This is a genomic window from Burkholderia sp. AU45388 (genome assembly GCF_030481585.1).
Lineage (GTDB): Bacteria > Pseudomonadota > Gammaproteobacteria > Burkholderiales > Burkholderiaceae > Burkholderia > Burkholderia sola.
Window position 1 is genome coordinate 66,252 of sequence record NZ_JAUJPV010000013.1, and the last position, 26,174, is coordinate 92,425.

Genomic DNA, 26,174 nt, shown 5'->3' on the forward strand with positions numbered 1-26,174 from the left:
CGCGCGGTTTCCGCCTTTCCGTTTCGCCATACGTCAGTCGAATTCCCCGCTGAAACGAAAATCGCCGACTCGCTGCCATCGCAGCGTGTCGGCGATTTTTTCGATCGACCGCGGTGTCGTGTTACGCGCTCAGCGCATCGACGCCATCCTGCGCACGCAGGCGTGCCGGTTGCGTGTCGCTGACGATACGCCCGTTGTCGAGCTTCAACAGACGGTCGGCGAGATCGAAATAGCGGTCGTCGTGCGTGATCACGATCACGGCCTTGCCGCGCGCGCGCAGCTCGGGCAACAGTTGTTCGTAGAACACGGCCTTGAACGACGGGTCCTGGTCGGCCGCCCATTCGTCGAACAGGTAGAACGGGCGATCTTCCAGGTAGGCGACGACGAGCGCGAGCCGCTTGCGCTGCCCGGTCGACAGCGCGCGCGTCGAAAACGCGCCGTCGACCACCTTCACCTTGTGGTCGAGCGCGAGTTTCGCGACGAGCGCGTTCGCCCGCGCATCGGCCTGCGCGCGGGACGGATCGTCGGGGTCGACGATGCCGAGCAGCGCATCGAACAGGTGGAAATCGTTGAACACCGCGCTGAAGCGCTGCCGATAGGCCGCGCGCTCGCGCCAGCCGATCGTGCGGCCGTCGACCTCGATCGTGCCTTCTTCGGGCTCGTACAGCCCCGTCAGCACCTTCGCGAGCGTCGTCTTGCCGCTGCCGTTGCCGCCGACGATGAACACGAGTTCGCCCGGCTTGATCGTCAAATCGATCGGCCCGATGCTGAACATCCGTTCGTCGCGCTCGTGGAAATACGCATGCGTGACGCCGCGCAGCGTGACCGCGCCGGCCGGCGGCACGTCGGGCGCATCGGCCGCGGGCGGCACCGTGCGCAGCGCGCCGAACTCGGCCATCACGCCTTCGATCCGCGTGAGCGACACGCGCGCCGCGTTGACGGTCGGCAGGTTGTTCAGCAGGCCGTCGAGCGGCACGAGCATGAACAGGAACACGACGACGTAGCCGGCGGCCGCGGCCGGGTCGGCATGCACGCCGAGCTGCGGCCAGAACGACGCGACGCCGAGGAATACGTAGAACAGGAAAATGATCCAGCCGACCCCGACCGCATACGCGCTGAACGCGCGGCGGCGGTGGTCGCGCACTTCGCCGATCGCGGCGCCGAGCTGGCCGTCGACGAACTGGCGGGCGCGCGCATCGTGCAGCTTCAGCTCCTTCGCGCCGGAGAACAGCGAGCCGAGATAGCCGAACAGGCGGTCCTGCGCCTGGCCGGCGGCTTCGAGCGCCGCGATCGCGCGGCGGTCGCCGGTGTGATAGCCGAGCGAGCCGGCGACGATCGCGGCCAGCGCCAGCAGGCACACGGGCCAGGACAGCCACGCGAGATAGCCGAGGCAGCCGAACACGATCGAGCCGTGCATGACCAGGTTCGGCAGCGCGAAGAACAGCATCGACACGTTGGTCGCGTCGTCGGTCAGCACCGACTGCACGGGCGCCGCGCCGATCCGCTCGATGTCGCGCAGTTCGGCCGCGCCGACGCGCCGCGCCAGATGCACGCGCAACCGCGCCATCGTGTCCTGCGACAGGCGGGCGAACAGCGTGCCCGACACGATCCGCGTGACGAGCGCGATCACCGCGCACAGTGCGAAGCGCCACGCGAGGGACGCATCGGCGGCGCCCGGTTGGGACAGCGCGCGGTTCAGCGTCGCGACGAGCAGCACGCTCGCGACACCGTTCAGCACGCAGGCGGTCAGCGCCAGCGTGAGCGACACGCGGCTTTCGCGCAGCAGCGCAAGGATCAGGCGCGCCGCGGGGCGGCCGGGGGAAGCGTCGAGGGACGGCGGGGAAGAAGGCTCGTGGGCGGCTGTCATCGGCAACGTCGGTAAAGGGAAGGCAGGCAATAACGCGAAAAACGGCAAATCCGGCGCGAAAGCGGCGGGCGGGGCGAACCCCGTTCCGGCTTTCCTCCCTGATAGACGAACGGGCCGCGCAAATATTTAGCGACATCGTCAAAAAAAAGCGGTCGCACGCATTTTGCGCACAAAGCGGTAAAAAATCGGCCGCGTCGTTCGTCACACCAGTGAAGCCGCCCCAAGCGGCCCCGAGACTTGGCCGAAGCGGCCGGACCGAAGGATTTCACGCACATGACGAGTTTCCCGACTGCGCTGCATCACCGAATCCGCGAACTGGCGCGCATCGCGCCCGACGCGCCCGCCATCGCGGTGCCTTTCCAGAACGACCTGCGCCTGTCGCGCGGTGCGCTCGACGCACGCGCATCGCAACTCGCCCGGCGCCTGCGCGCGGCCGGCGTCGGCGCCGAAGTGCGGGTCGGCGTGTGTGTCGAGCGTTCCGGCGACCTGTTCGTCGCGCTGCTGGCCGTGCTGAAGGCCGGCGGCGTGTTCGTGCCGCTCGATCCGCGCCATCCGGCCGCGCGCCTCGACTGGATCGTGCAGGACGCGCAATTGCGCCACGGCATCGTCGACGCCGCCGGCCGCGCGGCGCTCGGCACGCCGTTCGAACACGCGTTCGACGCAACGGAGAAGGCATCGGGCGTCGCGCAGAATCACGCGTTCGATGACGACATCGTGACCGTGCATCCGCGTTCGGCCGCCTACATGATCTATACGTCGGGTTCGACCGGCACGCCGAAGGCGGTGGTCGTCGAGCACGGGCCGCTCGCCGCGCATTGCGACGCGCTCGCGGCCGCGCTGCCGATCGAGGCCGGCGACCGTCTGTTGCATTTCGCGTCGGTCAACTTCGACGCCGCGCACGAATGCTGGCTCGCGCCGCTTGCGGTCGGCGCCGGCATCGTCGTGGCGCCGCCGCAGCCGTTCGCGCCGGACGCCGCGCATGCGCTGATGGTGCGCGAAGCCGTGAACGTCGCCGCATTTCCGCCGGCGTACCTGCGCGAATTCGCGGCCGTCGCCGCGCGCGACGGGGTGCCGCCGGCCTTGCGCGTGCTCGCGTTCGGCGGCGAAGCGCTGCCGCAGCAGGCGTTCGAATTCGTGCGCCGCACGTTCCCGGCAGTACGCCTGATCAACGGTTACGGGCCGACCGAAGCCGTGATCTCGCCGATGCTGTGGCCGGTCGAACCGGGCGAGACGCCGGTGCTGGCCGCCGACGACGCATTTGCGTCGCTGCCGATCGGCCGCGTGATCGGCCCGCGGGTCGCGCGCATCGACGGCGCCGACGCCGCTGGGGTGGGCGAGTTGCTGCTCGGCGGCGTGTGCGTCGCACGCGGTTATCACGGTCGCCCGGCGCTCACGGCCGAGCGTTTCATTCCCGATGCGGACGGTGAACCCGGCGCGCGCGTCTATCGCACCGGCGACCTTGCACGCCTGCGCGACGACGGCGCATACGATTATCTGGGCCGCCTCGACGATCAGGTCCAGGTGCGCGGCGTGCGCGTGGAGCCGGCGGAAATCGCCGCGTGCCTGCGCTCGCACCCGGCCGTGGCCGACGCGGCGGTGATCGCCGACACCGCCAATGGGCCGACGCGGCTGATCGCGTGCGTCGCGCTGCGCGCGGCGGCCGACGATGCCGCATTGAAGGCGCACGTGGCCGCGCAATTGCCGGCCGCGTGGCAGCCGCACCGGTTCGTACGTTGCGACGCGCTGCCTTATACGCTGAACGGCAAGCTCGACCGTGCCGCGCTGCGCGAGCGGATTGCCGCCGCGCGCGAAACGACGCAAGCTGCAGGCGAGGCGCCACGCACGCCGACCGAACAACAGATCGCGGATATCTGGCAAACGCTGCTGGGCCTCGACGTCACGCCGTCGCGCGACGATCGTTTCTTCGCGCTGGGCGCCGACTCGCTCGCCGCGATGCAGTTGCAGGCCGCGATCCGTGCCGCCGTGCGCGTGAATCTGCGGCTCGACACGCTGTTCGCCGATCCGGCGCTCGCCGAACTGGCCGAAACCGTCGATCGCGCGGAACGCGAGACCGGCGAACCGCTGGCCGCGATTGCCGCGCGCCGCGCGCCGGCCGATGCGGCCGCGGCGGGTGCGCCGTACGTCGATCGTGCGGCATCGCTCGCGCAGCAACGCTTCTGGGTGCTCGCGCAAACGCGCGACGCCAGCGCCGCGTATCACATCGCCGCGCACTGGACGATCGACGGCGTGCTCGACCGCGACGCGCTGCAGCGTGCGCTCGATCACGTGATCGGGCGTCACGAAGCATGGCGCACGACGCTCGTCGACAACGACGACGGCGTCGTGATGCAGCGGATTCACGCGCATCTGCCCGTGTCGATCGCCGCGGTCGACCTGCGCGAACAGCCGCCGGCTGCCCGCGACGCGCAAGCCGCGCGTCTTGCCGAGCGCGACGCGGCCGAACCGTTCGACCTCGCGCGCGGCCCGCTGCTGCGCGCGACGCTGGTCGCGCTCGCGGACGACCGTCACCGGCTGCTGCTGACCGCGCATCACGCGATCACCGATGGCTGGAGCTCGCGCTGCGCGTTCGACGAACTGTCGGCGGCGTACCGCGCGTATGCCGAAGGCCGCGAACCGTCGCTGCCCGCCTTGCCGATCCAGTACGCCGACTACGCGGACTGGCAGCGCGACATGCTGGCCGGCGGCGAGGGGGAGCGCCAGCTCGACTACTGGCGAGGCGCGTTGCGCGACGTGCCGGGCCCGCTCGCGCTGCCGGTGGATCGCCAGCCGGGCGCCGCACGCACGCTGCACGGCGCGCGCGTATCGGTGCGCCTGCCCGATGCGGTCGCGGCCGACGTGCGGCAACTCGCCCGCGACGCGCAGGCGACCGTCTTCACGGTGCTGCTGGCCGCGCTCGACGCGTGGCTGTCGCGCCTGACCGGCGAAACGGACGTCGTCGTCGCGGTGCCGGTCGCGCATCGCCAGCGCCCCGAAACGCGTGCGTTGCTGGGGCTTTTCCTGAATACGGTCGCGCTGCGCGTGCGCGTGGCGCCGACGCTGCCGTTCCGTGCGCTCGTCGACGCGGCGCGTACCGCGGCGCTCGATGCGGTCGCGCACCAGGACGTGCCGTTCGAGCGCGTCGTCGACGCGGTGAAGCCGCCCGTCAAGCGCGGCGACGAATGGCTGCGCGTGAAATTCGCGCAGCAATTCGACGCACGGCACGACAGCGTGCTGCCGGGCGCCACGGCGGTCGCGACGCCGGGGCCCGATCTCGCCGCGCGCTTCGATTTCGCGCTGGATTTCACCGACGACGCGAACGGGATCGAACTGGTCGCGGCCTATGCGACCGACTGCATCGATGCCGATACCGCGCGTGCCTGGCTCGACAGCTATGCGGCGCTCGTCGCGTCCGCCGCGCATGAGCCGCATGCGACGACGGCCGCGCTGCCGTGCGATGCATCGGCTGTGTCGCGCCAGCCGCGCGACGGCCGTGCACTGCGCGTCGAACATGCCGACGTCGTTGCCGCATTCGCGCGGCAGGCGGCCGCGTATCCGCATCGCGTCGCGCTCGCCGACGCATCGGCATCGCTGACGTTCGCCGAACTCGACGACGCATCGAACCGCATCGCGCGGGCGCTGACGCAACGCGGCGTGGCCGCCGAAGCGCCGGTCGTCGTCTGCATCGAGCGTTCGGCGCGTTTCGTCGTCGGCCTGCTGGGCGCGCTGAAAGCCGGCGCGCTGGCCGTGCTGCTCGACCCCGCGCAGCCGGCCGCGCGTCTTGCGGCTGCTGCTGCCGACTGCGGCGCGCGCTGGGCGCTCGTCGCCGAGCCGGCCGCGTGGCCGGCCGGCATCGACGCGCAGCCGCTCGACGTCGACGCGCTCGCGCAGGACGCGACGCTTGCCCATGCGGCCGGCGCGCGCGTCGCGCCGCACCCGGAACAGGGCGCGTACCTGATCTACACGTCGGGCTCGACCGGCACGCCGAAGGGCGTCGTCGTGTCGCACGGCGCGCTGGCCGACTACGTGCAGGGGATGCTCGACGAACTCGCGTTCGCGCCCGACGCATCGTTCGCGATGGTGTCGACCGTCGCGGCCGACCTCGGCCACACGACGCTGTTCGGCGCGTTGTGCGCGGGCCGCACGCTGCACCTGCTGCCGGCCGCGTGCGCGTTCGATCCGGACCTGTTCGCCGACGAAATGCGCCGCCGTGAAGTCGGCGTGCTGAAGATCGTGCCGAGCCACCTGCAGGCGCTGCTCGATGCGCGCGTGCCGGCCGACGTGCTGCCGCGCCACGCGCTCGTGACGGGCGGCGAAACGCTCACGTGGGCGCTCGTCGCGCGGCTGGCCGCGCTCGCGCCGGCCTGCCGCGTGATCAACCATTACGGGCCGACCGAAGCGACGGTCGGCGCGATCGCATGCGACACCGCGTCGATCGCCGCCGATGCGCGCGATCCCGCGAGCGGCGTGCCGCTCGGCCTGCCGTTGCCGAATGCGCGCGCGCTGGTGCTCGACGCGTTCGGCGCATGCGTGCCGGCCGGCGCGACCGGCGAGCTGTATCTCGGCGGCCCGGGCGTCGCGCGCGGCTACCTCGGCCGCCCGGCGCAAACGGCGGAGCGCTTCGTGCCCGATCCGTTCACGCCGGGCGCGCGGCTGTATCGCACCGGCGACCGCGTGCGGTTGCGTACGGACGGCCGCGTCGCCTTCCTCGGCCGTATCGACGATCAGGTGAAAATTCGCGGCTACCGTGTCGAGCCGGGCGAGGTGAGTGCGGCCGTGCGCGCGGCCGGCCCGATCGCGCAGGCCGAAACGCTCGCGATCGAGCACGATGGCCGCCTGCGGCTCGCGACGTTCGTCGTGATGCGCGACGGCGCCGCGTTCGACGAAGCGGCCTTGCGTGCCGCGCTCGCCGCGAAGCTGCCCGACTACATGGTGCCCGCGCAATTCGTCGCGCTCGCGCGTCTGCCGGTGACGGCGAACGGCAAGATCGATCGCGCGGCATTGCGCGAACTGGCCGTCGCGCCGGTTGCAGCCGCGTCCGGCGATGCGCCGCAAGGCACGATCGAAACGGTGCTCGCCGACGTCTGGCAGGCCGTGCTGAAGGCGCCGAAGGTCGGCCGAGACGACAATTTCTTCGAACTCGGCGGCGATTCGATCCTCGTGCTGCAAGTGATCGCCCGGGCGCGCAAGCGCGGCGTGCGCTTCACGCCGAAGCAGCTGTTCGACGGGCCGACGGTCGCCGAACTCGCGCGCATCGCGAAAACGGATGACACGGCCGTCGCCGCGCAGCAGCCGGCGAGCACGGTCGGAACGACACATGCAACACCGGCTGACACGCCGATCCTGACGCCCGCGCAACAGCGCTTCTTCGCGCTCGATATCCCGCGCCGTGGCCACTGGAACCAGTCGGTGTCGTTCGATGTGCGCGGCACGTTCGACGCGGACGCATTCGCACGCGCATTCGACGCATTGCTCTCGCATCACCACGCATTCCGCCAGCGCTTCGCGCGCGGCGCGGACGGCGCGTGGCACGCGAGCGACGCGGCGAAGCCGTACGACGCGCTGCCGTTCGTCGAAGTCGTCGCACGCGACGAAGCCGACGCGCTGGCGCGCTTCGATGCGCTGCAACGCCGTCTCGACCTCGGCAACGGGCCGCTCGCCTGCGCGTGCGCGGCACGGCTGCCGGACGGTTCGACGCGACTCTATCTGGCAATTCACCATGCGATCGTCGATGGCGTGTCGTGGCGCATCCTGCTCGACGACCTGGACACGGCCTATCGCGCCGCATGCGAACGCACGCCGCTCCGCTTGTCGCAGCCGGGCCTGCGTGCGGACGCCTGGGCCGCACGGCTCGCCCGCGCGGCGACGGAGCAGGCGTCGCCGTTCGCGGGCGAAGCCGCCTACTGGGCCGGCATGGCGCAGGGCGACGACATCGTGCCCGATCACGCCGACGCAGCGGCGACGAACGCCGATGCGGCCGTCGTCGTGCAGACGATCGACGCGGCATTGACCCGCGCCGCGCTCACCGACGCGCACGCGGCCTATCGCACGCAGACGATCGAGCTGCTCGGCGCGGCGCTCGCGCTGGCGCTGGCCGGCACGAGCGGCGCTGCATCGTGCCGGGTCGAACTCGAAGGACACGGCCGCGAAGCGCTGTTCGACGATGCGGATGCCAGCCGCACGATCGGTTGGCTGACGAGCCATTACCCGGTGACGCTGCCGGTCGAGGCGACGGCCCGCGACACGCTGTGCGCGGTCAAGGACACGCTGCGCGCGGTGCCGCACAAGGGGCTCGGCTTCGGCGTGCTCGCGCACTACGGCGATGCGGCCACGCGTGCGACGCTGGCTGCCGTGCCGCGCCCGCGCGTCACGTTCAACTATCTCGGCCAGTTCGACGCGCCGCGCGATGCGACGCTCGTCCCGCGTTTCGGCGGCACGGGTGTCGAGCGCGATCCTCAAGGGCCGCTCGGCAATACGCTCGCGATTCATGCGTACCTCGACACGGACGGCGACGGCGCGCGCACGCTGAAAGTGCATTGGGTCTACGGTGCGCCGCAATTCGAACGCGCGACGATCGACGCGTTCGCCGCACGCTTCGCGGCCGCGCTGCGCGAACTCGTCGACGCATGCGCGTCGCGCATCGCGCATCGCGGCGCCGGCGCGACGCCGGGCGATTTCCCGCTCGCGCAGGCCGCCGGACTCACGCAGGCCGCGATCGAACGCGCGCCGCTCGACTGGCGCGCGATCGACGACGTGTATCCGCTGTCGCCGATGCAGCAGGGCATCCTGTTCCATGCGTTGTTCGCGCCCGGCCACGCGAGCTACGTGAACCAGCTCGTCGCGACCGCGACCGCGCTGGACGCCGACCGGCTCGCGGCCGCGTTCGACGCGTCCGTCGCGCGTCACGACATCCTGCGCACGAGCGTGATGCCGGACGAGGCCGCGCCGCTGCAGTGCGTGCATCGTCACGCGCGCATGCCGGTCGAGCAGCTCGACTGGCGCACGCGCGGCGACACGCTCGACGCCGATTTCGACGCGTGGCTCGCGGCCGACCGCACGCGCGGGTTCGACTGGCGCGAGCCGCCGCTGATGCGGCTCACGCTGATCCGCGTGACGGACGATGCGTGGCGCGTCGTCTGGACGCGCCACCACGTGCTGCTCGACGGCTGGAGCACCGCGCGCCTGCTCGCCGACGTGCTGCGCGACTACCGCGACCCGGACGCCGTGTCGCCGTTCGCGAGCCGCCCGGCGCTGCGCTATCGCGATTTCATCGCATGGCTCGGCACGCGCGACCGCGACGCCGACGAGCGCTTCTGGACCGAGCGCCTGGCGCGGCTCGACGCACCGACGCTGATCGCTGAGCGCACGGCCGACCGCGCGGAGGCCGAGATGGTCACGTGGCGCGCGACGCTCGATGCCGATACGACGGCGCGCGTCGCGCAGACCGCCCGCGCGCTGAAGCTGACCGTCAACACGCTGGTGCAGGGCGCGTGGGCGCTCGCGCTGCAGCGGATGACGCACCAGCCGGCCGTCGCGTTCGGCGCGACCGTCGCCGGCCGTCCCGATGCGCTCGCGGACGTCGACTCGGTGCTCGGCCTCTTCATCAACACGCTGCCGGTCATCACCGCACCGGCGCCGCGGCAACGTGCGGCCGACTGGCTGCAAACGCTGCAACGCGAAAACGCGGCGGCCGCCGAACATGCGCACACGCCGCTCGCCGACATCCAGCGCTGGGCGCGCGGGTCGGGCGGCGCACTGTTCGACACGCTGGTCGTGTTCGAGAACTATCCGGTCGAGGAATCGGTGCGCGACGCCGATCCGCGCGCGCTGGCGTTGAGCGGCGTACGCAGCATCGAGGCGACCGATTTCGCGCTGACGCTCGTGATCGAGAGCGGCGCCGAACTGACGATCGACTACGGCTACGACACCGCACGCGTCGATGCGCGTCAGGTCGCGACCTGGCATCGCGCGTTTGCCTGCGCGCTCGATGCGCTGGCCCGTACGCCGGACGCGCGGCTCGGCACGCTGTCGATCGCCGACGAGGCGACCCGCGATGCGCTGGCGGCTGCGCAGGACACGGCGCAAACCTGGCCGGACGCGCAACGTCAGCCGCTGCATCTGCAATTCATGGACGCCGCACGCGCGACGCCCGACGCGACCGCACTCGAATACGCGGACGCTCACGGCCGCGTGCAGCGCTCGACCTATCGCGAACTCGACGCCGCTACGTCGCGCATCGCCGCCGCGCTGCGCCGGCGCGGCGTGCAGCCCGACACACCGGTCGCGCTGTGCGTCGAGCGCTCGTTCGACATGGTGATGGCGCTCGTCGGCGTGCTGAAGGCCGGCGCCGCGTACCTGCCGGTCGATCCAGACTATCCGGCCGAGCGCATCGCATACCTGCTGCGCGATGCGCGGCCGGCCGTCGCGATCACGCAGGCGCATCTGCGCGAGCAGGTCAAGGCCGCGCTGGGCGAGGGCGCCGACACGCCGTTACTGACGGTCGCGGATCTGCTGGCCGACGAAGCGGGCGAGATCGACGACGCAACCATCGCGATCGACGACGCGCAGCTCGCGTACCTGATCTACACGTCCGGCTCGACCGGCAAGCCGAAGGGCGCCGGCAACACGCACGGCGCGCTCGCGAACCGGATCGCGTGGATGCAGCACGCGTACCGGCTGACGCGCGACGACGTCGTGCTGCACAAGACGCCGTTCGGCTTCGACGTGTCGGTGTGGGAATTCGTGTGGCCGCTCGCAATCGGCGCGAAGCTCGCGATCGCCGCGCCGGGCGACCACCGCGACCCGGCGCGCCTGGCCGCCGCGATCCACGCGCACGGCGTAACGGTGCTGCATTTCGTGCCGTCGATGCTCGCCGCGTTCGCCGCGTATCTCGACGATTTCTCGGCCGCCGCGCAATGCGACAGCGTGCGCCTGATCGTCGCGAGCGGGGAGGCGCTGGCGCCCGAACTCGTCGCCAAGATGGCGCGATTGCTGCCGAACGCGACGCTCGTGAACCTGTACGGGCCGACCGAGGCCGCGATCGACGTGTCGCACTGGACCTGCGGCCCCGACGACGCGCAGGCGGTCGCGGTGCCGATCGGCCATCCGATCGCGAACCTGCAACTGCACGTGCTCGATGCCGCATGGCAGCCGGTGCCGGCCGGCGCGACCGGTGAACTGTATCTCGCGGGCGCGGGCCTCGCGCGCGGCTATCTCGGCCGTCCGGCGCTCACCGCCGAGCGCTTCGTGCCCGATCCGTTCGTGCCGGGCGCGCGCATGTACCGCACCGGCGACCTCGCACGCCGACGCGCGGACGGCGCGCTCGACTACCTCGGCCGCGTCGACACGCAGGTGAAGCTGCGCGGCCAGCGGATCGAGCCGGGCGAGATCGAGGCGCTGTTGCGCGCGGCGCCGGGCGTCAACGATGCGGTCGTGATCGTGCGCGACGAGCAACTGATCGGCTATGTCGCGCGCGGCGACGCCGGCCCGCTCGACCGTGCGGCGCTGCTCGACGCGCTGCGTGCGCAACTGCCGGCGTACATGGTGCCGTCGCAGTTGATCGAGCTCGATGCGTTGCCGGTCACGCCGAACGGCAAGTGCGACCGCCATGCGCTGCCCGCGCCGGTGCGCGAAGCGACCGAAACCGTCGAACTCGCGACCGATACCGAGCGCGCGCTCGCGGCAATTTGGCAACGCGTGCTGCACGTGGACGCGATCGGCCGCGACGGCGATTTCTTCCTGCTCGGCGGCCACTCGCTGCTCGCGACGCAGGCCCATGCGCAGGCGAACCTGCACTGGGGGCTCGCGCTGCCGCTGCGCACGCTGTTCGACACGCGCACGCTCGCGCGCTGCGCGCAAGCGATCGACGCGGCCTGCGCGGCACGCGGCGCGACCGATGCGGCGAGCGCGATCGACGCGCTGCTCGGCGAACTGGAAACCCAATAAGGACGACGGATGACGAAGGTTCAACCCGACTGGCTCGCGCTCGCGACGCGTTTCGCGCAACTGCCCGACGCGCAGCGCGCGGTCTTCATCGACAAGCTCGGCGCGGCCGGCATCGACTTCCGCGTATTGCCGATTCCGCCGCGCACGCCGCGCGGCGATCGCGTGCCGGCGTCGTTCGCGCAGACGCGGCTGTGGCTGCACGCGCGGCTGATCGATGCGCCGGACGCGTATCACATCACCGAGCGCCTGGCGCTGACGGGGCCGCTCGACGTGCATGCGCTGCGTCTGGCATGCGATGCATTGATCGCGCGCCACGAGGCGCTGCGCACGACCTTCGACGAAGCGCAGGACGGCGTCGCGCAGACGATCCACGCACCGCTGCGCTGCCCGTGGCGCGAAACCGATCTCGAAGCGCTGCCGGACGCGCAGCGCGCGGCGCGCGCCGAAGCGGTGGCAACGGCCGATGAAGCCGAGCCGTTCGATCTCGGCACGGCGCCGCTCGTGCGCGCGCACCTGGTGCGCTTCGACGCGACGCATCACTGGCTCGCGCTGACCGTGCATCACATCGTGTCGGACGGCTGGTCGTCGGGCGTGATGCTGTTCGAGCTTGCGGCGTTCTATCGCGCGTATGCGTCGGGCGAACCGGTGCCGCTCGCGCCGCTGCCGATCCAGTACGCCGACTACGCGCTGTGGCAGCGCCGCTGGCTCGATGCCGGCGAGCGCGACCGTCAGCTCGCATTCTGGCGCGAGCGGCTCGATCCGCAGCGCGGCGTGCTGACGCTGCCCGGCGCGTCCGCGCGGCCGGCCCGTCGCAGTGTGCGCGGCGCGCGTCATGTGTTTTCGCTCGACGCGCGTATCGGCGCGCAGTTGCGTGCGTTCGCGGCGGCGTCCGGCGCGACGCCGTTCGCGGTGCTGCTCGCCGCGCTCGATGCGCTGCTGGCGCGCGCGACCGGCGACGCGCGGATCTGCGTCGGCGTGCCGGCCGCGAACCGCGAACGCGCGGAAGTCGCCGGCCTGATCGGCTTCTTCGTCAACACGCTGGCGATCGACGTCGACGTGCCCGCGCACGGCGATTTCTCGTCGCTGGTCGCGCGTACGCAGCGCGCGCTCGTCGACGCGCAGATGCACCAGGACGTGCCGTTCGAGCAGGTGGTCGACGCGCTCGGCGTGCCGCGCAGCGCGAGCCACCATCCGCTGTTCCAGGTGATGGCCGCATACGGCGAACGCCGCGCGCTGCCGCCGCTCGGCGCGGCGTCGGCCGCGCTGCTGCCGTCGGGCACGCCGTCCGCGAAATTCGACCTGACGCTGTCCGTCGAGGCGACGCCGGACGGCACGTTCGACGCCGCCTTCATCTACGCGCTCGACCTGTTCGACGCGGATGCGATCGCACGGCTGGCCGCGCGCTTCGTCACGCTGCTGACCGATGCGCTCGCGCGTCCCGAGATGCCGATCGGCGATCTCGACTGGCTGCCCGCCGACGAACGCGCGCAGCTCTTCGCGTGGAACGCGCCGGCCGGCGCGACCGACGCCGAGCCGTTCGTACCGGTGCATGCGCGCATCGCCGCGCATGCGCACGCGCGGCCCGACGCACGTGGCGTCGCCGATATCGACCGCGCGTTGACGCGCGGCGAGGTCGATGCCCGTGCCGCACGTTTGGCGCGCCATCTGGTGGCGGCCGGCGTGCGGCCCGAGATGCGCGTGGGCGTCGCGCTGCAGCGCTCGGTCGACCTGCTCGTCGCGCTGATCGCGGTGCTGAAGTCGGGCGCCGCGTTCGTGCCGCTCGATCCGGCTCATCCGCGCGAACGGCTCGCGCAGATCGTCGGCGATGCCGCCATCGCGCACGTGCTGACCGACGCCGCGAGCGCCGCGTCGCTGCCCGAATTGCCTGAACTGCGCATCTGGCGCGCGGACGCAATCGATGCGCTCGACGAAGCCGCGCACGTCGCGCTGCCGGACGTGCTGCCCGGCCATGCGGCGTATGCGATCTACACGTCGGGATCGACCGGCAAGCCGAAGGGCGTGATCGTCGACCACGCGTCGTTCGCGCTGCATTGCGCGGCGATCGCCGAGCGCTACGGCGCGGGCGAGAACGACGTGTTCCTGCTGTTCCAGTCGGTCAATTTCGACGGCGCGCACGAAGGCTGGTTTTCGCAGTACATGTCGGGCGCCGCCGTGTCGGTGACGGCCGACGTGCTGTGGCCGCCCGCGCAGACCTGCGCGATGATGATCCGCGACGGCGTGACGATGACCTACGTGCCGCCCGGCTGCGCGGCCCAGCTCGCCGAATGGGCGCTCGCGCACGGTGCGCCGCCGACGCTGCGTTCGCTGACCGTCGGCGGCGAGGCGACGTCGCGCGAGGCGTTCGCGATGCTGCGCCGCGCGCTGCCGAACGTGCGCGTGGTCAACGGCTACGGCCCGACCGAAACGGTCATCACGCCGACGTTGTGGATGTTCCGCCCCGGCGACGATCTCGCGAAGCTCGGCGACGCCGCATATCTGCCGATCGGCACGCTGGTCGGCGCGCGCACCGCGCACGTGCTCGACGCGCGGCTGCATCCGCTGCCGGTCGGCGTGATCGGCGAACTGTACCTGGGCGGCGAGGGCATCGGCGTCGCGCGCGGCTACCTGGACCGCCCGGCGCTGACGGCCGAGCGTTTCGTGCCCGATCCGTACGGCGCGCCGGGCGCGCGGCTGTACCGTACCGGCGATCTCGTGCGGCGCCGCGCGGACGGCGTATTCGATTTCATCGGCCGCGTCGATCACCAGGTGAAGCTGCGCGGCCTGCGCATCGAACTCGGCGAAATCGAAGCGCAGCTCGCCGCGCACGACGCGGTGCGCGAAGCCTGCGCGGTCGTGCACGGGCAGGGCGCGCTCGCGCAGCTCGTCGCGTACGTCGAGTTGACCGCCGAAGCACAGGCGGCCGCGCAGCCGGTCGAAGCCGCGACGCTCGACGCGCACCTGCGCCGCACGCTGCCCGACTACATGGTGCCCGCGCAACTGATCGTGCTCGACGCGCTGCCGCGCAACGCGAACAGCAAGGTCGACCGGGCGCGGTTGCCCGCGCCGGTGCGTGTCGAACGCGCGTACGAAGCGCCGCACGACGGCGACGAAGCCGCGCTCGCGGCGATCTGGTGCGACGTGCTGAATCTGGAGCGCGTCGGCCGCGGCGATCACTTCTTCGATCTCGGCGGTCATTCGCTCGCGGCCGTGCGCGTCGCGACGCGCGTGGCCGAACGGCTCGGCCGCGACGTGCCGGTGCGCGCGCTGTTCGAGGCGCCCGTGCTTGCGCAATACGCGCGGCAAGTGGCCGATGCGCCGCGCGCCGCGCATTCCGGCGCCACCGCACCGGGCGTGGCCGTGGCCAAACCGGACGCGCACGGCGTGTGGCCGCTGTCGCCCGCGCAGCTCGGCCTGTGGTTCCTGTGGCGCGCGCAGCCGGACAGCGCCGCGTACAACATTCCGGTCGCGCTGCGCGTGCGCGGCCCGCTGGACGTCGATGCGCTGCGCGCCGCGTTCGCGGAGGCGGCGGCCGTGCATCCGGCGCTGCGTGCGCGGCTCGTCGTCCGCGACGGCGCGCTGCCGGGCCAGCGGATCGACGCGGACGTTGCCGTCGATCTGCCGGTAATCGACCTGTCGGCGCAAACCGATGCGCTGGCTCGCGCGGCCGCGCTGACCGACGCGGATGCGCTCGCCCCGTTCGACCTCGCGGCCGACGCGCCGCTGTGGCGCGCTCGCGTGCTGCGGCTCGGGGCGGACGATCACGTGCTGTCGGTGACGATCCACCACATCGTGTCGGATGGCGAATCGATCGAGCTGTGGCTCGACGCGGTGCGCGCCCGCTATGTTGCCCGCGTGCAACGCAGCGCCGCGCCGGCCGATCGAGCCGTCGAACCGGCCGCGCAACCGCTCGTGCTGCCCGCGCCGTGCCATCCGGCGCGCGTCGCGTACTGGCGCGATGCGCTCGCCGATCTGCCGTCGCGCGTATTGCCGCAGCGCGCCGACGCGCCGGCCGTGCCGCAATGGCGCGCGGCCCGCATCGCGTTCGAATTCGATGCGCCGCTGATTCGCGCCGCGCGCGACGCCGCGTCGGCCTCGCATGCGACGCTGCCGATGCTGCTGCACGCGGCGCTCAACACCGCGCTGTTCCGCGCGACGGGCGTGGCCGACCAGCCGGTCGGCGTGCTCGCGTCGACGCGCGAGCTCACGGGCGACGCGGCGCGTACCGCGCTGGGCCTCTTCATCAACTCGGTCGTCGTGCGCACGCGGATCGATCCGGCCGCGCGCCGCGCGGACGTGCTGGCGCAGGTGCGCGACACGGCGCTCGCCGCGTATGCGCATGCCGACGTGCCGTTCGCCGACGTCGTGGCCGCGCTGCGTGCGCCGCGCGCCGCGCGGGCCAATCCGCTGTTCCAGGTGATGTTCAACTACCTGCGTCCGACCGGCGCCGCCGCGCGCGACTGGGCCGGCCTGTCGCTGGCCGGATTCGACGACGTGCGCCATCGCGTCGTGTTCACGCTGGAGCTGGACGTCGTCGAGCATCCGGACGGCCGCGTGAGCGCCGCGTTTTCGTATGCGGACGAACTGCTCGCGCGCGATTTCGTCGAGACGCTCGTCGATCTGTATCACGACGAAGTCGCGCGTTTCGCCGGTGCGTCGCAGGCGGCGCTCGGCGGACCCGATGCGCACGCCGCCACGCACGCGGCGTCCGGCGCACGTACCAACGCCGCGACACCGCTCCACGCAAAGCCGTCGCATGCCGCCGCCGTGCTCGCCGCGCTGTGGTCGGACACGCTCTCGACGGCCGCCCCCGAGCCCGATGCGGACCTGTTCGAAGCCGGCGCGACGTCGTTCGACGTCGTGCGCTTCGTCGACGCGGCGAGCCGTGCCGGCCATGCGCTGACGGTCGCCGACGTGTTCGCGGCGCCGACGCTCGCGGCGCTCGGCGCGCGGCTCGATGCGCACGCGGAAGCGGGGCAGGAGGCGCGTCATGCTGGCTGAAGTGCGCCCGGACGGATTCACGATGCTCGATACCTACCGCCTCGCGTTCGCGGACGGCCTGTTCGCCGCGCGCGACGGCGCGGAGATCCGCGTCGCGCAGGGCGACGGGATCGGCGCGCAGTTGCTGCGCGCGCAGCTCGGCGACGACGGCGCGCTGCGCCTCGTCGCGTACAACCATCGCGCGGCGCCGGCCGACCAGCGGCGGGCGCTGCTGGCCGCACTGGCCGCGGCGTTCTCCGACAGCGCGCGCCACGCGGCGATCCGGCTCGACCCCGCCGCATGGCCGGCGGTCGCGCTCGACGCGCTGCGCGCGAGCGGCGTGCTGGCCGACGGCGGCCGCTGCATGCGCGACGGCTGGGCGCAACAGGCCGACCTGTGGCGCGCCGGCCCGCATCTGCCGTGCGCGACGCTGCCGACCATCACCGACGGCCGGCGTCATCCGCGCCGGCCGCCCGCCCCGCGCGGCGACGTCTATGCGCGCGACCTGCCGGCGCTCGGCGTGCGCTTCACGCTGCGCGGCTGGCAGCCGGCGGAAGACACCGAGCGGCTCGCGCGCTGGTTCGACGAGCCGCGCGTGCGCGACGGCTGGCCGGGCGCACGGCCCGCGCAACACAGCGCGCAAGGCGCGCAGGAAGCCGACCCGCACGTGACGCCGCTCGTCGGCTGTTTCGACGGCGAGCCGTTCGCGTATTTCGAGGCGTTCTGGCTGAAGGAGGACGCGCTCGCGCCGCACGTCGCGGCGCGCGACTACGACCGCGGGCTGCGGATGCTGGTCGGCGAGCCGCGCTGGCGCGGCGCGCACCGCGTGGCCGGCTGGCTGCCGTCCGTCGTGCATTACCTGTTTCTCGACGACCTGCGTACCGAAGCGGTCGGCTGTGCCGTTCCGGCCGGCCACACGCGGGTTGCCGACCATCTCGCGCGGCATGGCTTCGCGCGGCAGCGCCGTCTCGCGCTGGCCGACGCGCAGCCGCTGTGGATGCGCACGCTGCGCGAGACGTTCTTCTCCGGCCGTCACGTCTGACGGGCCGGATTCACCGATAAAGGGAGCTGAGACATGCAGAGAGAAACCGTATTCGACCTGATCGGCGTCGGCTTCGGGCCGTCGAATCTGGCGCTGGCCGTGCGCCTCGCGGAGCGCAGCGGTGCGCACACGCTCGCCCATTGCTTCATCGAGCGCCAGCCGGAATTCGGCTGGCATCGCGGGATGCTGCTCGACGACTGCCGGATGCAGATTTCGTTTCTGAAGGATCTCGTGACGATGCGCGATCCGAAAAGCCGCTACACGTTCATCAACTACCTGTTCGAACGCGGCCGGCTGAACGAATTCATCAACCTGAAGAACTTCTATCCGACCCGCGTCGAATTCCACGACTACCTGAGCTGGGTGGCCGACGCGTTCGACGATCGCGTCCATTACAGCGAGACCGTGCTGGGGATCGAACCCGTGCGCGGCGACGGCGCGAAGATCGACGCACTGCGCGTGCTGTCGCGCGACGCGGCCGGCCACGAGCGCCAGCGCGTCACGCGCGCGCTGTCGGTCGGCGTCGGCGGCACGCCGGCGATTCCCGATGCGTTCGCCGCGCTCGGCCGCGACCGCGTGATCCATTCGTCGACGTATCTGGCCGACATCGACCGGCTCGTCGCGTCGCCCGACGGCGAACGCCGCCGCGTCGCGGTGATCGGCGCGGGGCAGAGCGCGGCCGAGGTGTTCATCGACCTCGCGCGCCGCTTCCCGCACGTCGACGCGAGCCTCGTGATGCGCGCGGGCGCGCTGAAACCGGCTGACGACAGCCCGTTCGTCAACGAAATCTTCAGCCCCGAATTCACCGACGTCGTTTATGCGCAGCCGCACGACGCGCGCCGCGCGCTGCTCGAGCGCTATCGCGACACGAACTACGCGGTGGTCGACCGGCCGCTGATCGAGCAGATCTACGAAATGCTGTACCTGCAGCGCATCGACGGCACGCCGCGTCATGCGCTGCTCGCGAACACCGCGATCGAGGCCGCGGTGCGCACCGCCGACGGCCGCATCGAGCTGACGCTGCGCGACCGGATGAGCGGCGCCACGCGCGTCGAGCGTTTCGACGCGCTCGTGCTCGCGACCGGCTACCGCCGCGACACGCATTCGGCGCTGCTCGAAGGGCTCGCGCCGCACCTGGGCGATGCGCTCACGCGCGGCGAGGTCACGCGCGACTACCTGCTCGCGACGCCCGAGCACTTCGCGCCGCGCATCTACCTGCAAGGCTGCTGCGAAGACAGCCACGGCCTGTCCGACACGCTGCTGTCGGTACTGGCGCGCCGCGCCGACGAAATCTGCGCGTCGCTCGAAGACGGGATCGCGCCCAGGCATGACGAAGGCGCGGCCCGGGCCACGCACGAACAACGACCGAACAACGGGGTGAGCGCGGGCCGGATGGCCTTCGCTCTTTGACAAAGGCGCGGTCGGAGACCGCATGAAAAAGTGGAGCAGAAGAAGATGGAGTGGGCAACAGGCACGCGTTTGCGTGCGATCGCAGCCGCAGCAAGCGTGGCGTTCGGTACGGCAGCGGCAGGGCACGCCTATGCCCAGACGGCGCCGGCCGTGAACGCAGGCGCCGCGGCGTCGGCCAGCAGTGCACAAAATGGCGCGGCGGCGAATACGTCGACCGCCGCGCAGAACGGCACGCTGCCGGCGATCACCGTCAACGCGGCCTCGGAGGGCGACGGCACGGTCGGACTCGTCGCGAAGCGCAGCACGACCGGCACCAAGACCGACACGCCGCTCAACGAGATCCCGCAGACGATCAACGTCGTCACCGCGCAGCAGATCGAGATGACCGGCGCCACCGACGTGAACGCGGCGCTGCGCTACGTGCCGGGCTTCTCGTCGTACGGGTCGGACAACCGCTCCGACTGGTACGCGGCGCTGCGCGGCTTCACGCCGACCGCCTACGTGAACGGGCTGCAGGTGCCGAACACGATCAATCTCGCGAGCTGGCGCGTCGATCCGTACATGATCGACAGCATCAGCGTGCTGCGCGGGCCGACCTCGGTGCTGTACGGCGCGGGCGATCCGGGCGCGATCATCGACGTGCACACCAAGCTCGCCGACGGCGAGCGCGTGCGCGAGACAGGCGTGCAGATCGGCAACTACGCGCGCAAGCAGTTCATGATCGACGTCGGCGACAAGCTCGACCCGGACGGCAAGTATGCGTACCGGTTCGTCGGCGTCGCGCGCGACGGCAACGCGCTGACCGGCCCGAACAACGACCAGCGCGTCGCGCTCGCGCCGTCGTTCCGCTGGCGCCCGGACGCGGATACGTCGCTGACGCTGTCGGCGACCTACCTGCAGGACTGGGGCGACATCTCGTCGAACTTCATGCCCGCGCAGGGCACGGTGCTGCCGAACCCGAACGGCCAGATCAACAAGGACATCTACGAAGGCGACGGCAGCTTCAACTACTACCGCAAGAAGCAGTGGTCGGTCGGTTACCAGTTCGAGCGCAACCTGACGCCGGCCTGGACGTTCCGCCAGAACACCCGGCTGATGCACCTGTCGCTGGACAACGGCTCGGTGTTCGGCAACGGCTTCGTGGACGGCAGCACGACCGACGTGTCGCGCTGGGCCGGCGTGTTCCAGATGAACTACAGCCGCTTCGACATCGACAACAACCTCGAGGGCCGGTTCGCGACGGGCCCGCTGCAGCACACGCTGCTGCTCGGCTTCCAGTACAACCGGCAGACCGCGACCGACAGCGAATGGCTCGCCGCCGCGCCGCCGCTGAACATCTACAACCCGGTGTACCAGCCGGTCACGACGGCGGTGTTCACGCCCGACGCGACGTTCCGCACCAACACGTACACGACGATGAACACGTTCGGCCTGTACGCGCAGGACCAGGTCAAGTGGGACCGCTGGACGCTGACGCTCGGCGGCCGCGAGGACTGGGTCAACATGCGGCAGGACGACCGCGCGGCCGGCACGTCGACGAAGGCCGACGTGACGGCGTTCACCGGCCGCGTCGGCCTCACGTACCAGGGCGACTACGGGTTGTCGCCGTACGTCAGCTACGCGACGTCGTTCAATCCGCTGATCGGCGTGAACCTGCTCGGCGGCGGACTGCCGCAACCGACGCGCGGCAAGCAGATCGAAGCCGGCCTGCGCTGGCAGCCGCCCGGCAAGAACCTGATGCTGAACGCGGCGATCTACCAGATCAACCAGACCAACGTGCTCACGTCGGCGCTGCCGAGCCAGGACCCGACCGGCACGAAGTCGGTGCAGACGGGCGAGGTGCGTTCGCGCGGGATCGAGCTGAGCGCGACCGGCAAGGTCACGCGCAACCTGTCGGTGATCGCGTCGTACGTCTATCAGGACGTGAAGAACGTGCAGGCCAACGACGTCTCGCTGAACAACTGGCCGGTCGACATTCCGCGGCCGCGCCAGATGGCGTCGCTGTGGACCGACTGGACCTGGCACACCGGGCCGCTCGCCGGCTTCGGCCTCGGCGGCGGCATTCGCTACCAGAGCGCGTCGGCCGGTGCGGCCGACAACTCGTTGACGGTATCGAGCGTCACGCTGTTCGACGCGGGCCTGCATTACGACGTGCGTAACTGGCGCTTCGCCGTGAACGGTACGAACCTGTTCAACCGCCATTACATCAGCGGTTGCCAGTCGGCGAACGTCTGCGTTTTCGGGACCGACCGCACGGTGATCGCCACCGCGAAATACAACTGGTGACGTCGCGCGCCACGGCTCGCCGGCCGGCCCTCGCGGCCGGCGCGGGCCGCCGCAGCGCCTTCGTCCGCTTTTTTCCACGACGCATCCATGCCGAAGAAAAATCTCGTCTACATCCAGTCGCTGCGCAACGGCGCGGCCGATCGCGCCGGCCAGCCGGTCGCTTATCGAGGCGGCACGCGCTACATGAAGGCGCCGCTCGAATTCCTCGTCGAGCGCCTGAACGATTCGCCGCTCGGCGAACGTTACACGCTGCAGGGCGTGATCGTCGACGACGACGAAGGCTCGCCGGCCGATCGCGCGAAAGTGGCCGATTACGGTTTCGCGCGCACGCCGGGCCGCCCGTGGATCGTGCCGGAAGGCCTGACGGTGCAGGGCCGGCCGGTCGACGAACTGTTCTGTTCGATCCCGTCGACGTACCGGCGGCTGCCGCGCGACGCGCGTGAGCGCGTGGCCGGCAAACAGGCGTTCGAGCGCCGCCTGCTCGAGCGCCTGCTCGAACTCGACGCCGACATCGTCGTGCTCGACGGGCTGCTCGTGATCCTCGACGAACTCGTGCGGCCGGGCGCGCGCTTTCACCGGCGCATCGCGAACATCCACCCGGGCATCACCGCCGACGATTCGCCGTACCAGCGGCGCGGCGCGTGGGCGACGCTCGACGCGCTGCACGGCGCACGCGGCGAACGGGTCGACTGGGCCACCGGCACGACGTCGTCCATCGAGCCCGTGACGATGACGGGCGCGTCGTTCCACTACGTCGACAACGGTATTGATTCCGGCGAGGTGATCTGCGACGTGCTCGACACGCCGATCGCGCCGGACGACACGATTCTCGAACTGCGCTGGAACAACTTCCAGCGCAGCCTGTTTCCGGCGCTCGAGCGCGGGCTGCACGTGCTCGCCGATCGCCACGACGCGGGAGCACTGTGATGCAAGACACGCTGACGAAACCGGCCGGCGCCGCCGACGCCGTCGAAGATGAAGTGGCCGCCGCGCTCGACGGCGCCGTGCACGGGCAGGCGGCGGCCGTCGTCGAGCATGCGCTCGACGCATGGCGGCCCGACGACGCACCCGACGCGCTGCTCCCGACGCTGGTGGCGCTGTTCAACACCGACACGCGGCTCGACGCGGCGACGGTCTCGGTGCCGCTCGGCGGCGCCGATGCGGCGGCCGTGGCGTCGTACGTGGCGCGTGCGGTGCGCGAAGGCGTGATCGACGGCGCGCAGGTCGCGGGCGACACGCTGCGGCTCACCGTGTCGCGCACGACGTTCTGGCAGAATCCGCGGCCGTGGCTGAAGGCGCCCGCGTCCGGCGGGATGCCGCTGCGCTACGCGATCACGAACGGCCATCGTCATCCGGTGCGGCCGCCGTCGCCGGCCGGCGAGATCTATGCGCGCCCTATGCCGCAGGTCGGGATGACGTTCAGCCTGCGTACCGTCGACATCGACGCGCACGCGGACCTGTTCAGCGGCTGGATGAACCTCGACCGCGTCGCGCATTTCTGGGACCAGCGCGGCACGCGCGACGAGCATGCGGCGTATCTCGCCGAACGGCTGGCCGACCCGCACATGCACCCGATGATCGGCTATTTCGACGACACGCCGTTCGGCTATTTCGAGTTCTACTGGGCGAAGGAGGACCGCCTCGCGCCGTTCTACGACGCGCACGACTACGATCGCGGGCTGCACCTGCTGATCGGCGACTCGCGGTTCCAGAGCGCCGGCAAGCTGCATGCGTGGTGGAGCGGGGTGCTGCACTACATGTTCGTCGACGAACCGCGTACCCAGCGGCTCGTCGGCGAGCCGCGCGTCGATCACGTGCGGCATATCGCGTACATGCATCGGCTCGGGTTCTATACGCTGAAGGAATTCGATTTTCCGCACAAGCGCGCGGCGCTCACGGTGATCGAGCGCGAGACGTTCTTTGACACTTTCCGGTTGCCGTGAGAGGGCGGGCGCGCGGCGTCGGTGCGACGGCGTGCGCGGCCTGGCGATGCGCATGCATCGGCCGTCCGGTATATGGACCGCGCGGCCTGCGTCATGAAGAATGGATCGCTCCTCTCATCGACGACAGGCCGGCAGCATGAATCAGACATCCTCGACGGCGTGGGACGCAGCGGAGAATTCGCGTCCCGCCAAATTGACATATGCCAGCATATGTCTAGAATGGGCGCATCGTACTCCCATGGAGTGGCTCATGCGCACTGTTTCCATTTTCAAGAACGCCCGTAACCAGGCAATCCGCATTCCGAAGGACATGGAGTTCGAGGGCGTCACGGAACTCGAGATCCGCCGCGAGGGCGACACACTGCTGTTGCGGCCGGTCCGTCCCACGTGGCTGTCGTTCGCGAACGAACCGCTGGCCGATGCCGATTTCCTGGCCGAACGCCCGGCCGTCATCGAATCCGGTCGCTTCGACCTGTCCGGCGATGCCGATGCGCCGTCGGAGTCCCACCGGTGACCACGCTCTATATGCTCGATACGAACATCTGTTCGTTCATCATGCGCGAGCGGCCGCCCGTGGTGCTGTCACGGTTGCAGTCGTGCGTCCACGCGCAGCACCGGATCGTCGTGTCGGCCGTGACCTATGCCGAGATGCGCTTCGGCGCGGTGGGCAAGAAAGCGTCGCCGAAGCATGCGGAACTCGTCGCGGCCTTCGTTGCGCGGCTCGACGGCGTGCTGCCGTGGGATGCGGCGGCAGTCGACGCCACCGCCGCGATTCGCGCGGATCTCGCCGTGCGCGGCACGCCGATCGGCGCAAACGATGCGTCGATCGCCGGGCATGCGATCGCGGCCGGCGCGGTGCTGGTCACGAACAACGGCCGCGAATTCGGTCGTGTCGCGGGGTTGTCTGTCGAAGACTGGGCAGCTTGAGCCGGACGGGCTGTGGCGTCGTCATCTTGCCGGGGTGCGTCACGTCACACGTCGCGCGCGAGCGGAGCGGCAAGAAAAGCGCCACGGAACGCGTCGAGATACCGGTCCGCGTCGTCGTTGAATTCACCCGGCAACAGTGCGAACGCACGCGCCAGCAGATCCTGCCCGAGCATTGCGTAAATCGCGTCGTCGGATAACAGCGCGTGAATGGCGTCGTGCGTCTGCGGCAACGCGATCTGTTTCGCATCACGCGCCAGCAACGCCGCTGCCGCCAGCGCCGGCTGGAAACCATGCAGTTCTACGAGATCGGGCGCAACGTCCCAGATCCGCTCAGGATGTCGCGCGCGGTCGCGCCGGCAACGACGAATGCCGCGTCGAGCCGCGCGCAGGCCGTGCCGACCGCCTGCAGTAGCGCGACCGCCGCCGGCTCGAGCGGCCGGCGCGCGTCGATTTCAAGCGGGCGGGTGGGCGAGGTATCGGTCATGGATGTGTTCGGCGGCGGCAAGATTGCGGCTGTCTCTGGACGAGACGAGATCCGCGTAGATCAACAGCGGCGGCACGAGCGGTACGTCCTGCTCGCGCCAGTCGAGCGTCGGCGACGGCGGCCAGAACGCCTCGAGCAGCTCGACGTCGCCGTGCTCGTCCGGGCGCAGGCGGGCTTGCAGCAGCAGGCGGTTCGGCGCGGCGCCGTGCGTATAGACGGTGATCGTCGCGGGCTTCAGGTCGTGCGTGAGCAGATCGGCCGCCGCTTCGCCGCCGAGCCGTGCATCGAACACGGCGAAATCGAAGCCGCGCCACCAGTCGGGTGCGATCGCGGCAAACCGCCGGGCCGGCAGTTTCGCGCGCAGGCGGCTCGGGTACAGCGCGACCCATTCCTGCAGGAAGCGCGGCCAGTCCGGCATCAGCCGTTCGCCGTTGCGCCGCTGCGCGACGAGGCCGCGCGCGATCAGGTCGTCCATCGCGAGGTTGACCGTGCCGAGCGCGACGCCCGACGCGGCGGCGATCGCGCGGTACGGCTGCGCGACGAGGCCAGGCTGCGTCGCGAGCGCGAACATCACGGCGAGCCCTTTCGGCGTGGTCGCGCGCGACGCCTGACGGCGCGGCGTGCGGGCAGGTTTCGGCCGGCCCGAGATCATCACGGTGGCCTCCGGCTGGATCAGGCTCGCATTGCCGGCGGTATCGAGAAACGGGATATCGTGCTCGGTCAGGCGGGCGGCCAGTTCGGCAGAAAAATAAGGCGCGACCAGCATCAGCGGCCGCTCGCCCGGCACCGGCGTGCCGCCGCGGCGACGCAGCGCCGCGAGCGCGCCCTGCATCGAGTCGATGCTGATGCTCACGGCCACCGGCATCTCGAAGGTCTGCCCGGCGATGTCGAAGCGGATCATCGCGTCGGCGCGCGCCCGGTACGCCGCCGGCACGCGCACGGGCCGCGCATCGAAGCGCCGGGTCGCGCGCGCGAACGCGGCACAGGCCGCGTCGAGCACGTGCTGTTCCGACATCGGGAGGGAGGCATTCGCGGGCATCACGGAGAAGCGCTTGTTCATTGTTTTGTCAGCGTATACAAAAAATGTACAGCCGTCAAAAAAATGAACAAACTTTCTCAAGCCTTTGATGCGAAAGGGTTGTTTCGGGGCGATGAGTCGCAACCAACGATAACCTCCGTGTGAAAATTCGAGCCTGAACACAGAGTGTCGCGCGTAACGAACGCACGCGGCAGTCGTCCGGATGGGAGAGGCGATTCGACCGGCAATCAATAGTTGCTGCCGTGACGACTTTCTGT

11 protein-coding genes and 1 pseudogene are annotated in these 26,174 nt (G+C 70.9%); 9 read left to right on the top strand and 3 right to left on the bottom strand.

Annotated features, from left to right (window positions below; translation table 11 throughout):
• Positions 1-121 precede the first annotated feature (121 nt).
• Entirely contained in the window at positions 122-1,867 is a 1,746-nt protein-coding gene (locus QZM72_RS20765; RefSeq protein WP_301739065.1) for a cyclic peptide export ABC transporter, read from the bottom strand.
• Between the two features lie 273 nt (positions 1,868-2,140).
• On the opposite strand from QZM72_RS20765, the gene QZM72_RS20770 reads away from it, so the two are divergent.
• The 9 genes from QZM72_RS20770 (at position 2,141) to QZM72_RS20810 (ending at position 24,394) form a co-directional block, all read left to right on the top strand.
• Positions 2,141-11,809 (top strand): non-ribosomal peptide synthetase, encoded by a 9,669-nt coding sequence (locus QZM72_RS20770; protein WP_301739066.1) that lies wholly within the window; start codon positions 2,141-2,143, stop codon positions 11,807-11,809.
• A gap of 9 nt (positions 11,810-11,818) precedes the next feature.
• Positions 11,819-16,807, top strand: coding sequence for a non-ribosomal peptide synthetase (locus QZM72_RS20775; protein WP_301739067.1), 4,989 nt, complete (start codon positions 11,819-11,821; stop codon positions 16,805-16,807).
• A complete protein-coding gene (locus tag QZM72_RS20780; protein ID WP_301739068.1) occupies positions 16,797-17,828 on the top strand; it encodes a GNAT family N-acetyltransferase in 1,032 nt (343 codons plus the stop codon). The genes QZM72_RS20775 and QZM72_RS20780 overlap by 11 nt, the downstream gene beginning before the upstream one ends.
• A 33-nt stretch (positions 17,829-17,861) precedes the next feature.
• On the top strand, positions 17,862-19,238 hold the full coding sequence (locus QZM72_RS20785; protein ID WP_089467411.1) for a lysine N(6)-hydroxylase/L-ornithine N(5)-oxygenase family protein: 1,377 nt from the start codon (positions 17,862-17,864) through the stop codon (positions 19,236-19,238).
• A gap of 45 nt (positions 19,239-19,283) precedes the next feature.
• Positions 19,284-21,524: a TonB-dependent siderophore receptor gene (locus tag QZM72_RS20790; protein WP_089467952.1), complete on the top strand. Its 2,241-nt coding sequence runs from the start codon at positions 19,284-19,286 to the stop codon at positions 21,522-21,524.
• A gap of 87 nt (positions 21,525-21,611) precedes the next feature.
• Positions 21,612-22,451, top strand: coding sequence for a N(5)-hydroxyornithine transformylase PvdF (locus QZM72_RS20795; protein WP_301739069.1), 840 nt, complete (start codon positions 21,612-21,614; stop codon positions 22,449-22,451).
• Positions 22,451-23,467 (top strand): GNAT family N-acetyltransferase, encoded by a 1,017-nt coding sequence (locus QZM72_RS20800; RefSeq protein ID WP_301739070.1) that lies wholly within the window; start codon positions 22,451-22,453, stop codon positions 23,465-23,467. Before QZM72_RS20795 ends, QZM72_RS20800 begins: the two co-directional genes overlap by 1 nt.
• 250 nt (positions 23,468-23,717) lie before the next feature.
• Positions 23,718-23,981, top strand: coding sequence for a type II toxin-antitoxin system VapB family antitoxin (vapB, locus tag QZM72_RS20805; protein WP_301739071.1), 264 nt, complete (start codon positions 23,718-23,720; stop codon positions 23,979-23,981).
• On the top strand, positions 23,978-24,394 hold the full coding sequence (locus QZM72_RS20810) for a PIN domain-containing protein (RefSeq protein ID WP_301739072.1): 417 nt from the start codon (positions 23,978-23,980) through the stop codon (positions 24,392-24,394). Before vapB ends, QZM72_RS20810 begins: the two co-directional genes overlap by 4 nt.
• Positions 24,395-24,438: 44 nt before the next feature.
• On the opposite strand, the pseudogene QZM72_RS20815 reads toward QZM72_RS20810, so the two are convergent.
• Positions 24,439-24,878 (bottom strand): annotated as a pseudogene (locus QZM72_RS20815) (hypothetical protein).
• On the bottom strand, positions 24,847-25,917 hold the full coding sequence (locus tag QZM72_RS20820) for a type IV toxin-antitoxin system AbiEi family antitoxin (protein ID WP_301739131.1): 1,071 nt from the start codon (positions 25,915-25,917) through the stop codon (positions 24,847-24,849). The pseudogene QZM72_RS20815 and the gene QZM72_RS20820 overlap by 32 nt, the downstream one beginning before the upstream one ends.
• Positions 25,918-26,174: the final 257 nt, after the last annotated feature.